The sequence below is a fragment of the Stenotrophomonas sp. 96582_Sma genome, assembly GCF_056480905.1.
In genome coordinates this window covers 2,796,768-2,808,631 of record NZ_CM151122.1, presented here as the reverse complement: position 1 = coordinate 2,808,631, position 11,864 = coordinate 2,796,768, and the positions used below count along the sequence as shown (strand labels likewise).

Below are 11,864 nucleotides of genomic sequence, written 5' to 3'. Positions count from 1 at the left end.
CCCTCCGTCCCCTTTTCACCCCAGCGCGTCGGCCCACCATAGTGCGGCTGGGCCTGGCGGCGTGTCGCGGCGCCACAGCAGGTCGCTGTGGATGCGCCGTGGCCAGCCGGGCAGTACCAGTTCCACCAGCCGCCCGCGGTCGTAGCGCTGTACCAGTGCGCGCGGTAGTTCGGCCCAGCCGAGGCCGTCCTCGGCCATTTCCATCACCATCAGGTAGTCGGTGGCGGTCCAGGCCAGGCCGGTGACCACGCGGGATTGATCGACTTCCGCGCTCAAGCGCACCTGTCTATGCCGCGCCAGCTGTGCGGCGGCGCGACGGCCAGCGCTGGCCAGCGGATGCTCGCGCGCCACATACACCGACAGCTCGCTGTGGTGCGCCAGCGGACGTGCCACCAGTCCGTCCGGATAGTGCTCCTGCCGTGGCAGCAGACCCAGCGCGGCGCGTCCGTTGCTTACCAGTTCCAGCACGTCCTCGCCCTCGGCATCCAGCCATTCCAGCTCGATCTCCGGGAACGCCTCGGCGAAGCGTTGCAGCCCCCGTTGTTCCGGGTCCAGTTGGTAGACGTCGGAGAACGCCACGGTCAGGCGCGGTTCGACCGGTGCGGCCAGGCGTACGCTCAACTGCTGCAGGCGGGCATCGGCAGCCAGGATTTCCTGCGCGTGCCCAAGTACCTGGCGCCCGGCCTCGGTCAGCTGCGGGTAGCGCCCGCTGCGGTCGAACAGGCTCACGCCCAGGTCGGCTTCCAGGTGGGCGATGGCGGTGCTGACCGTCGATTGGGTCTTGCGCAGGCGCCGCGCCGCCGCCGAGAACGAGCCCAGCGCCGCGGCTTCCACGAAGGCCTGCAGGGATTCAGGGGAGTAGGGCATTGATCCATCGCTCCTGTCGATGGAATCCATTTTGATACCACCGTAAAAGGCGATGATACTTGCTTCCGTCGCCCCCGTCTGCGGGGCGTTCCGGACCCTCCACGCTCGGCGTGGATCCATTGATGAGGCGGCGTGGTCCCCGCCCTGCAAGGAGCTTCACATGTCCCGTACTGTTCCCGCCCGTGGCGCGCTGGTCGCCTGGGCCTGCCTGACCGTGGCGATCGTCGCCGAAGTGGTCGGCACCTCGTTCATGGCCCATGCCGCTCGCGATGGCGGCTGGACCGGCTATCTGATCATGGCCGGCGCGCTGGCGCTGTCCTATTTCTTCCTCGCGCAGTCGGTGCGCCGCATCGCCGTGGGCGTGGCCTACGCAGTGTGGGAAGGCCTCGGCCTGACCCTGCTCACTGTGGTCGGCCTCACCGTCTTTGGTGAAAGCCTGTCGCTGCAGCAGCTGGCCGGCCTGGTGCTGGCAGTGGTCGGCATCGTCTGCGTCACCCTCGGGGAGGCGCACTGATGAATACCTTGGCGTTTTTTTTCGTGATCTGTTCGGCCTTGATCGACGTCGCCGCCAACATGATGGTGGCCAAGTCGGAAGGTTTCCGCCGCTGGCGCTGGGGCGTCGCTGCAATCGTCATGGTCTGGATCGCCTTCGCCCTGCTCGGCCAAGCGGTGCGCTACATGGACCTGGCTACCGCCTATGCGATGTGGGGTGCGATCGGCGTGATCGGTACCGCCACCTGCGGCCGCCTATTGTTCGGCAACCGCCTGCGTCCGATCGGCTGGGTCGGCATTGCGCTGGTCACTATTGCAGTGCTGCTGCTGAGTACCGCGAAGTGATGCATCGTTGCGCCAACCAAGGTTGGCGCCTACCAGAACCACGGTTGGCCCCTTCCAGAGCGTGAGCGGCCGCAAGCAAGCGCCCCGGGGATGATCTCCCCGGGGCGTTGCTGTTTCTGAAGCACTCAGAAGCGTGCGGTGAAGTTCAGCCGCGTGGTGCGCCCCGGGCCCGGCATCAGGCTCATCGCCAGCGTGTCCATGTAGTAGGTGTTGCGCAGGTTGCTGACCACCAGCTCCACTTCGCTGCGCGGCGTGAACTGCCAGCGCGCATAGAAGTCATAGATCGCGGTCGGCAGGTAGATGTTCTGCAGGCCGGTCGAGCCGGTGGTGTTCCAGGGCTTGTCCAGTTCGTGGGTGGGGCCGCTGTTGTAGGTGCGGCGGATGCCGGTATCCAGCCGCTTGTCGAACAGGCGGAAGCCCAGCGTGCTGTGAATCGAGTACTTCGGTGGGTTCTGCGCGTTGACGAACGAGGTGCCGAAGCCGCCGTCCACGCAGTCCGGAGTGGTGTCCAGCTTGCTCCACTTCGCATAGGGGTCTTCGCGCAGGCGCTTGGCGGTGGCCGCATCGCAGGTACGCGCGCGCTGGTAGTAGCTGGCCGACAGGTCCAGGTAGGCGATGCCGGCGTCATAGCCGGACTGCAGCTCATAGCCGGACACGGTGTAATTGTCGACGTTGTCGACGTAGAACGCCCAGTTGCTGGAATCGAAGCGACGGGTGATCGCGTTGTCGATATCGTTCTTGAACCAGGCGACCTTGAACGCCAGGCGATCACCGTCACGCCAAAGGTCCTGCTTGAGCAGGCTGAAGCCGATGTCCCAGGCGCGGTTCTTCTCCGGCTTGAGGTCGGCCACCGGTGCCGAGGTGCTGTTGCCCAGCGTCGACTCGAACAGGCTGGGCATCTTCCAGCCCTGCGCGTACTTCACGTAGAAGAACATGTCCTGGTCGAGGTTGAAGCGTGCTTCGGCATAGGGCGCGAAGCCGTGGCCGGAGCGCCGGATCGCCGGCTTGTAGCCCCAGGCAGTGGGAATCTGCTTGGTATAGAAGCCGTTGGCGCCGCGCGGATCGGGAATGAAGCCGTCGAAATCGTAGGCCTGGCCCAGCGTGCTGTCGCCATAGGGCGTGGCGCGCAGCGAGTCATAGGTGTAATTGCCCTGGGCATCCGGGTACCACTCCTTGTACCAGCCGGGCAGCAGCTGGCCGCCCTTGCTCAGGCGCGCGAAGGTGTAGCGCAGGTCGCGCGATTCACTGACGAAGGCCACGCGGTTGCGGTCGCGGGTGCGGTAGTCGGTGAAGCGGCCGCCCGCGGTCAGCGACAGCCAGTCCCACGGCTGCCACTGCAGTGATGCCACCACGCTGGCTTCGCGGCGCGTGCCCGAGCGCAGGTAGCGGTTGTTGTTGAAATCCACCGGCAGCACCGGTGAGTTGGGCGCCGTGTCCTCGTGCTGGAAGGACGCGCCATAGCGCAGCGTCCAGTCGCCCAGAGCATTGCTGAAGCGCGTGGTGTTGCTGCTGTCCACGCCCCAGCGCTGGGTCTTCACGTCCGACTGCAGTCCCGGGCCGTAGGTTTCGCCCAGCGTGTCCGGCATCTGGTCGTTGGGCACGTCCTTGAACAGCGGCGTGTTGGCGATGTTGCTGTTGAACATGCGGCTGGTGGCGGTGGTAAACCACAGCGTGCTGCTCAGGTCCAGCCACGGATGTGCCTCGGGCCGGTAGCGGTGGCGCAGCGAGGTGGCGTTGACCCGCATTTTTCCCGGCTCGAACTGGAACATGGTGTTGGCCTTGTCCACGTAGGTCACCCATTCATTGGACTCACCCACGCGTCCGATCGCCGACGGCATGATCTCGCCGAAGCTGGAGTTGAAGTAGCGGTGGCTCAGCTCCAACCGCTGGTCCGGGTTGGGCGTCCAGGTGAATTTCAGCAATGCCGATTCGTTGTCGGTATGCGTGTTGAGCACCTCATCGCCCGGATGGAAGAGCTTGGATACGGCCTGGCTGGACATGCCGGTACCGCCGCTGGACAGGTGCTGGTTGTCGTAGCGATGCGCACCGTTGCTGCCGGCGAAGAAGTTGCCCTGGCGGCGCCGCGCATAGGCCGCGACCAGCTGCCAGTCTTCGCCACGCTGGGCGAAGGCCACGCTGCCATTCCAGTCGCGCGGGTCGCGCAGGCTGTTGCGGTTGTCGCTGCCGCGCGCGATCTGCTTGAAGGTGCGGGTGCGGTCGATGCTGTTGTCGGCCACGCCGCCGCGCATGCGCAGGCCCCAGGTCTGGCCATCATCGAGGATGTCATCGACGTTCAACGTTTCCATGTAGACCACGCCGCCGATCGCGCTGGCGGCGTTGGCGGCCAGGCTCGGTCCCTTTTCAATGCTGACCGCACTGATCAGATCGGGATCGAGATAGCTGCGCTGCTGCACGCCGGCATAGCCGCGGTACACGTCGATGGCCTGCTGGCCGCCGTCGATGATCACCGGCACCCGGTTCTGGCCCTGCAGGCCGCGGATGTTGACGTCCAGCGCACCGCCGTTGCGAACGTCAGCGGTGTGCACGCCCACCGCGCCGGCCAGCACGTCGCCGATCGACTGGCCGCGGAAGCGTTCCAGTTGCTGATGGTCCAGGTGCACGCGGGAGCCGCTGTCACGGTAGACCGCATCGGCATCGGCGAGGCCCCACGGTGAAGCGCCTTCGCTGGCCTGGCCAGCCACGCGCAGGGTGCCGATCTGGCGTACCCCGGCTTCAGCGGTGGGTGCCGCCTGCAGCACCACACCGCTGGCATCACGCTGGAAGGCCAGGCCGGTGCCGGCCAGCAGCTGCGCCAATGCGGCGTCAGTACCGAGCGTGGCCTGCACGCCGCTGCTGTGGCGGCCGCGGGTCAGGCGCGCATCGGCAGCGATCGACAGGCCCGACTGCTGGCCGAACGCGGTCAGGGCCTGGTCGAGCGGGCCGGGCGCAATCTGCCAGCGGACCGCAGCGGCGGTCTCCTGTGCATGGACCGAGGCAGGCAGCAGGCAGGGGGTCGCCAGGGCCATGCACAAGGCGATGGCCAGGGGGCGAGGGGAGGGGCAGGGCAGTTTCATGGGGGCGGCAACATCCGCAATGGGTTCCCTTGTAGTGCCCGGTGAGCGCGCAGAAAGGGAACCGCGATTTCAAAGCGGACGCACGACGGTCCACCACGGCCAGCGCTGCTCGACACGGATCGGCAGGGCGCGGGCCAGCAGATGCAGCGCCTGGGTGCTGTCCAGGCGTGGCAGTACTGCCGTGACCTTCAATGCGGCGAGCGCCGGATCACAACCCAGATAGCCCTGATGGTGGCGGGCCAGCTCATCGATGACGCGGACCAAAGGCGTGTCCTGTACCTGCAGGCGTCCGTCCTGCCAGTCACCGCGCAGAGGATCGGCAGCGACCGTTGTGAGCCCGCCCATCGGGCCGATCCGCACCGCGCCTCCGGCAGCCACATCCAGCGCCACACCGAACATCGGCAGGCAGCGCACCACGCCCTCGAGCACATCCAGGCGGCTGCCCTGCGCCTCACGACCGACCGCGAAGCGGGTGCCGATCGGCTGCAGGCGTGCTCCCGGCACATGCACGGTCAACGGCTGGCCGGCGAACGCAGGGTGATGGCCGGTCTGCAGCAGCAGCTCGCCACGCAGCAGATGCAGGGCGCGGCGGCCGCCGCCGATGTCGATGGTGACTTCGCTGTCGGCGTTGAGCCACAACTGGCTGCCATCAATCAGTCTCCAGTGCCCGGTGTGCCCGGCAACGGTGCGCTGCGTCTGCAGGCCGCGTTGCGCCTGCAGGCCATGCCGGCCCAGCAGTGAAACCGCGCCGATGCCAAGTGCACCACCGAGGCTGCACAGAGCCTGCCGGCGACGACGGCCTGCGGCATCCAGCGCGGTGGCGGCGGCCGGCGCCGACAGTGGAGCAAAGGACTGCCAGACCGTCTCGACCCGGCGCCACGCATCGGCATGGCCAGCATCGGCATGCAGCCATGCGTGCCATCGCTGCTGGTCGCTGTCACTCCAGCCCTGCTCGCGCAGCGCGAACCACTCTGCCGCCTGCTCCAGCGCCGGGCTGGCCAGTGCGGCATTCATGCCGTGGCATCGCCGGACAGGCGCAGGCAATGCAGCATCGCCTGCGCCATGTATTTCTTGACCATGCGCTCGGATACGCCCAGCTGTTGGCCGATTTCCGCATAGCCCAGGCCGGACAGCCGGGCCAGCAGGAACGCACGCCGCGGGCGTTCGGCCAGGCCGGCCAGCATGTCGGCGATGGCGTGCAGCAGTTGCAGTGCCTGCGTGCGTTCTTCCGCCGATGGATGCACCGGCTCCGGTTGGGCGGCCAAGGCCGTCAGGTAGGCGCGCTCCAGATCCGCGCGCTGCCAGTGATTGACCAGCAGCGCGTGCGCGATGGTGCTGAGATAGGCACGCGGCAGGCGCAGTTCGGACGGATCGACACGACGGCTGAGCAGGCGCACGAAGGTGTCCTGGGTCAGGTCGGCGGCGCAGTCGGCGTTGCGGGTGCGGCGGCGCAGCCAGCCCAGCAGCCAGCCATGGTGTTCGCGGTAGAACCCCGCCAGCGCGGTGCTGGAGGCGGCGGGCACGGCCATCGGCATCGATCATTAATGAGAATGATTCCCATTATAGTGTGATCGGGAGGTGTACGACAAACCCTGTGCAGGGGGGGCAACGGCCAGGGCGTTTGCGATGACCGCCGGGCTCGCCGACACTGCGGTCTTTCCGCAGGGAGTGCCCGCATGTTCAGCCACATCACCGTTGGAACCAACGACATGGACGTCGCGCATCGCTTCTACGATGCCCTGTTCACCGCATTGGGCGCCCGTCCCGGTGTCTTCGATGACAAGGGGCGGCTGGTGTACTTCAAGGACGGCCGCATGTTCATCGTCACCGCACCGATCGATGGGCAGCCGGCGTGCCATGCCAACGGCGGCACGATTGGTTTCACCCTCGACAGCGCCGAGGCGGTGCGTGGCTGGCAGGATGCGGGCGTGGCCCATGGTGGCACCGCCATCGAAGACCCGGCCGGCATCCGCACCATGGCCGGGCGCCAGCTGTTCCTGGCCTACCTGCGCGACCCGGATGGCAACAAGCTGTGCGCGGTGCACGTAATGTCGTGATTGGCCAGTACGCGCGTGGCCGCGATGCACGCGGTCCGCGCGCGGCTGCGCTCGCAGGCACGCTTCGGCGCGCGCGTGATAACACGGAATGGTGGGCCGGGCCTGTGACCGCAGGCCGCAACTTCATGCTCTGTCCACTGCGGTTCAGCCAGAATCGATCGGCTAACCCTTTGATCTACCGGAGAACGCCGCCCCATGGAAGTACTGGAGCCGCAACAATCCCCGGTGCGCACTCTTCGACCTGTGTTCGCCTTCGCGGCGATCGTTGTCGTGGCGTTCGCGCTGTTTGTCAGCCTGTTCCCGCTCGGTGCGGGCCGCCTTCTGGTCAAGGCGCAGGACTGGGCCGCACTCAATGTCGGCTGGTACTACCTGCTGGCGATGACCCTCTACCTGGTGTTCGTGGTCGGCGTGGCGCTGTCCAAGTACGGTGGAATCAAGCTCGGTGCCGACCATGACGAGCCGGAGTTCAGCTATCTCTCCTGGGCCGGCATGCTGTTCGCCGCCGGCATCAGCATCACCCTGTTCTTCTTCTGCGTCTCCGAACCGCTGACCCATTACCTGCAGCCGCCACAGGGCGATCCGGCGGCCGGTGAGGCCGGCGCGCGCCAGGCCATGCAGCTGCTGTTCCTGCACTGGGGCCTGCACGGTTGGGGCGTGTTTGCACTCGCTGCGATGGCGATGGCCTACTTCGCCTACCGCCACAATCTGCCGCTGGCCCTGCGTTCGGCGCTGTACCCGCTGATCGGCAAGCGCATCAATGGCCCGATCGGCTACACCGTGGACGCGCTGGGCATTGTCGCCACCGTGTTCGGCATCGGCGCCGACATGGGCTTCGGCGTGCTGCACCTCAACGCCGGCCTGTCGCACCTGTTCAACATCCCGCACTCCAACCTGGTGCAGATCATCCTGGTGGTCAGCATGATGGGCGCGGCGGTGGCCGTGGCCGTTTCAGGCGTGGAGAAGGGCGTGCGCTGGATGGCCAACATCAACATGCTGCTGGCGATCGCGCTGGTGCTGTTCATGCTGTGCGCCGGGCCCACCCAGTATCTGCTCAGCACGCTGATGCAGAACCTGGGCGACTACCTCGGCAGCGTGGTCGGCAAGAGTTTCGATGTGTACGCCTATGGCGGCCGACCGGAATGGCTGGGCGGCTGGACGGTGTTCTACTGGGCCTGGTGGATCGGCTGGGCGCCGTTCGTCGGCCTGTTCATCGCCCGCATCTCGCGTGGCCGCACCATCCGCGAATTCGTGTTCGGCGTGCTGCTGATCCCGCTCGGCTTCACCCTGGCGTGGCTGTCGATCTTCGGCAACAGTGCACTGGACCAGGTGCTGCACCATGGCCAGCAGCAACTGGCGCAACTGGCGGTGGATGATCCACCCACCGTGCTGTATGCCCTGCTGGATGGGTATCCGTGGAGCAAGGCGGTGATCGCCGTGACGGTGTTCGTCAGTTTCATTTTCTTCGTGACATCGGCCGACTCCGGCGCGGTGGTGCTGTCCACGTTGTCCTCGCATGGCGGGGCGCCGGAGGATGATGGTCCGCGTTGGCTGCGCGTGTTCTGGGGCACGGTGATCGCGGTGCTGACCGCCGGGTTGCTGCTGGCCGGCAGCATCGATGCGCTGAAATCGGCGGTGGTGCTGGCGTCGCTGCCGTTCTCGGCGGTGTTGTTGCTGATGATGTGGGGCCTGACCCGCGCCTTCAGTGACGAATCGCACCGCAAGCGCGCGCTGCAGTACCGTCCCTCGCCGCTGATCGGTGACGACCGCCACCACCAGGGCTGGCGCCAGCGCCTGAGCCAGGCCATGCACTTCCCGGTGCGCGACCAGGTCTACCGCTTCATGGACGACACCGTGAAGCCAGCGATGGAGGCGGTGGCCGAGCAGCTGCGCGGGCAGGGCTGGGATGTGGCCACGCGGTTCGAGGCCGGCGACATGGAGTTGACGGTGAACCACGGCGAGCAGCAGGACTTCCTGTACCGGGTGATCCTGAGTGGCTACCTGACCCCGTCGTTCGCCGCGCAGCAGCTGCGCAACCAGCGCTACTACCGCGCTGAAGTGCACCTGTTCGAAGGCAGCCAGGACTACGACCTGGTCGGCTACAGCCGCAAGCAGATCATCAACGACATCATCAGCCAGTACGAACGGCACCTGCAGTTCCTGCACCTGAGCCGCTGATGCACGTTGATGGTAGTGCCGGCCGCTGGCCGGCAACGCGAACGGGGCGGCGCATCACCGCCGCCCCGATATCGCATCAGAACCGGTAGCGCGCCCCCAGCGAGACGAACTGCCCGCGCAGGTTGTACTGGCTGATGTCGAAACCGTTGGAGCCACCGGCCGGGTCGAACGGCGGGTCCTTGTCGGTCAGGTTCAGCACCGACAGCGACAGCGTGGTGTTGGGAATACCTTCGTAGGCCACGTAAAGATCCAGCTGGTGATACGGCTTGATGCGGTCACGCAGCCCCGGGTTGCTGGTGACCGTCGCCACACGCTGGTCGTAGCCACTCACGTACTGCAGGCTCAGCGTGCTGCTCCAGTCGCCCACCGCCCAGTTCAGCGAGGTGGTGCCGCGGGTGCGCGGCAGTGCGCCGTGGCGGTTGTTGCCGGCCCCGTCATAGGGCGCCTGGCCGGCCACCAGCGGCTGCTTGAAGCTGAGCAGGTGGGTCCAGCTGCCGGCGACGGTGAAGTTGCCCCAACCGTCGGTGCGGAAGGTACGGCTGGCGTCCAGGTCCAGCCCCGAGGTGGTCAGTTCGCCCTGGTTGGCGTACTGGTTGGTGATGAATTGGATGCGTCCGTTCTCGCGTTGTACGCGGCCCGGGAACAGGGTCGGGTTGTCGACGATGAACTGCGCACTGTCAGGCTTGACCAGGTTGTCCTGTTCGATGCGGTACCAGTCCAGGCCGATGCTGGTATCGCCATCCGGCGACCACACCGCACCCACGTTGAAGTTACGCGAGCGCTCGGCCTTCAGGTCAGGGTTGCCGGTGCGGATGTTGGTCACGCCGCGGCTGCCGCCCGGTTGCAGTGGGTCGAACGGATCGATCACCGAGCCGTAGCTGACGGTCTGGCCCGGCGCGATTTCGGGCAGCGACGGTGCACGGAAGCCGCGCGAGAACGAGCCGCGCAGCAGCAGGCTGTCCAGCGGCTGCCAGCGCAATGCCACCTTCGGCGAGAACGCCTTGCCGAAGTCGTCGTAGCGGTCGCCGCGACCGGCCAGCTGCAGTTCCAGCGTGCGGTGCAGCGGCACGCTCAGTTCTGCGTAGGCGGCACTGACCTGGCGCTCGCCGTTGACCACGTTGATGGCCGGGCGCAGCTCGGTACCCGACAGCACCTGTGCGCTGGTGCGCGCATCCAATGATTCCTTGCGGAACTCGGCGCCCCAGGCGAAGCCGACTGCACCGGCCGGCAGCTCCCACAGCGTGGTCGACGCCTTTACGTTCAACGCGTGCAGCTTGTACCAGCCCGGACGCTTGGTCTGCAGGCGCAGTGCATCCAGCGCCCCCGGCGTGCTGGACGGGTTGAGGAAGTTGTAGCTGCCATCGCGCAGGATCTGCTCGAAGGCGTAGCGGTTGACGAAGTTGTCGACGTACTCGCGCTGTGCACTCTGCGAGGTCAGCGCTGCCACTTCCCAGTCCCAGCGCTCGCCACTGCCGCGCACGCCGGCCAGGGCACGGTAGAACACCTGGGTGTTGTCCTTCAGGCGCGGGCCGAGATCGAAGAAGGTGTACTCGAACGGCAGCGGCGTGCTGCCCGGGTTGTTCGGGTGGCCGACCGGCAGCACCGCCGGCACATCGATCAGGGTGCCGGTGGCCGGGTTGTAGGCACGCAGGCCCGGCCCGACGGTCAGTGGCGCGCTGAAGATCTGGTCGGCCTTGTTGTGGCTGTACAGCACATCGGCGAAGGCCTCGACGCTGTCATTGAAGCGGTAGGTCGCACTCAGCGACGCCTGCAGGCGCTCGGCGCCGGGCTGCAGGGTCTTGAACGGCTGCGCATTGAAGGCGCAGGCCTGGCCGGGCAGGGTGCTGCCGAAGTCGCTGTACGGGCGCAGCTGGCTGCCGTCGGGGCAGTTGGCGAACGGTTGCGGCGCACGCGGGTTGCTCAGCCAGTTGCCACCGGCAGTGGACCACCCGGCCAGGCGACCACCGGGCTTGTCGCGGAAATCGCCGCTGCGGGTATAGGCACGGTCATCGCCATCGAGGCGGTCGCGCTTGAGCAGATCCAGCCCGAACAGCACGTTCCAGCCCTGCTGTTCCAGATCACCGAAGCCGGCCAGCAGGTTGGCCTTGCGTTCGTTCAGGCCGCCCTGGGTGGCGGTACCGAAGCCGCCGCCGACTTCCACGCCCTGGAAGTTCTTGCGCAGGATGATGTTGATGACGCCGGCGATGGCGTCGGAGCCGTACACCGCCGAGGCGCCATCCTTCAGCACTTCGATGCGCTCGACCGCACTGATCGGCAGCGCGTTGAGGTCAACGAAGGTGTCCTGGGTGTTGAGCGCGAAGCCGAAGTTGGACACCCGATAGCCGTTGACCAGCACCAGCGTGTTCTTCGGTGACAGGCCACGCAGGCCGATCGATGCAGAACCGGCGGCGAAGCTGCCGGTGTACTGCTCGTCGAAGCTGTTGCCGGCATTGGCCGACAGGTTGCGCAGCACGTCGGTGAGGGTGGAACGACCGGTCTGTTCGATCTGTTCGCGGCTGACGATCTGCACCGGGTTGGGCCCGGCGGTATCGCTGCGCTTGATGTTGGAGCCGGTCACCAGCACAGTGCCGAGGGTGGTGCTGTCCTTGCCGGAATCGGCGGTTTCAGCGGCGCCGGCAGCGCCGGCGGTGAGGCCCAGCGCGATCGCGCCGGCAAGCAGGTTCAGGGTGGTGCGGTACATGGAAGCGACAACGCCAAACGGGGGAGGAGCCGTCAGTACCGCACGCAGCCACGTGCGCCTTCCAATGACGAAAGCGCATTCAGTTATACATCACAGGTTCTTAACGAAAGTAGACGCTCTCGGCGGCGCGATCTGTCCTTCGGTGGGTGCGGA

9 protein-coding genes are annotated in these 11,864 nt (G+C 66.7%); 4 read left to right on the top strand and 5 right to left on the bottom strand.

Annotated features, from left to right (window positions below):
- Nucleotides 1–15: 15 nt before the first annotated feature.
- Nucleotides 16–867 carry a LysR family transcriptional regulator gene (locus ACZK2R_RS13005; RefSeq protein WP_180837636.1) on the bottom strand — a complete coding sequence of 284 codons (852 nt, stop codon included), beginning with the start codon at nt 865–867 and terminating at the stop codon, nt 16–18.
- Nucleotides 868–1,027: 160 nt separating this feature from the next.
- On the opposite strand from ACZK2R_RS13005, the gene ACZK2R_RS13000 reads away from it, so the two are divergent.
- On the top strand, nt 1,028–1,381 hold the full coding sequence (locus ACZK2R_RS13000) for an SMR family transporter (RefSeq protein ID WP_010485170.1): 354 nt from the start codon (nt 1,028–1,030) through the stop codon (nt 1,379–1,381).
- Nucleotides 1,381–1,704 (top strand): DMT family transporter, encoded by a 324-nt coding sequence (locus ACZK2R_RS12995; protein ID WP_125894389.1) that lies wholly within the window; start codon nt 1,381–1,383, stop codon nt 1,702–1,704. Before ACZK2R_RS13000 ends, ACZK2R_RS12995 begins: the two co-directional genes overlap by 1 nt.
- 125 nt (nt 1,705–1,829) lie before the next feature.
- Here ACZK2R_RS12995 and ACZK2R_RS12990 read toward each other — a convergent pair whose 3' ends face one another.
- The 3 genes from ACZK2R_RS12990 to ACZK2R_RS12980 form a co-directional block, all read right to left on the bottom strand.
- Complete coding sequence (locus ACZK2R_RS12990; RefSeq protein WP_180837635.1) at nt 1,830–4,778, bottom strand: TonB-dependent receptor; 2,949 nt, start codon at nt 4,776–4,778, stop codon at nt 1,830–1,832.
- A 69-nt stretch (nt 4,779–4,847) separates the two neighbouring features.
- Entirely contained in the window at nt 4,848–5,792 is a 945-nt protein-coding gene (locus tag ACZK2R_RS12985) for a FecR family protein (RefSeq protein WP_180837634.1), read from the bottom strand.
- The gene (locus ACZK2R_RS12980) at nt 5,789–6,307 is read right to left on the bottom strand and encodes a sigma-70 family RNA polymerase sigma factor (protein WP_180837633.1); all 519 of its coding nucleotides are present in this window, start codon (nt 6,305–6,307) and stop codon (nt 5,789–5,791) included. The genes ACZK2R_RS12985 and ACZK2R_RS12980 overlap by 4 nt, the downstream gene beginning before the upstream one ends.
- 147 nt (nt 6,308–6,454) lie before the next feature.
- On the opposite strand from ACZK2R_RS12980, the gene ACZK2R_RS12975 reads away from it, so the two are divergent.
- Nucleotides 6,455–6,835, top strand: a complete 381-nt coding sequence (locus ACZK2R_RS12975; RefSeq protein ID WP_106468284.1) for a VOC family protein — start codon at nt 6,455–6,457, stop codon at nt 6,833–6,835.
- A 195-nt stretch (nt 6,836–7,030) separates the two neighbouring features.
- Nucleotides 7,031–9,010 (top strand): choline BCCT transporter BetT, encoded by a 1,980-nt coding sequence (gene betT, locus ACZK2R_RS12970; RefSeq protein ID WP_049400600.1) that lies wholly within the window; start codon nt 7,031–7,033, stop codon nt 9,008–9,010.
- Nucleotides 9,011–9,086: 76 nt separating this feature from the next.
- Here betT and ACZK2R_RS12965 read toward each other — a convergent pair whose 3' ends face one another.
- Nucleotides 9,087–11,711 (bottom strand): TonB-dependent receptor, encoded by a 2,625-nt coding sequence (locus ACZK2R_RS12965; protein WP_125894395.1) that lies wholly within the window; start codon nt 11,709–11,711, stop codon nt 9,087–9,089.
- Nucleotides 11,712–11,864: the final 153 nt, after the last annotated feature.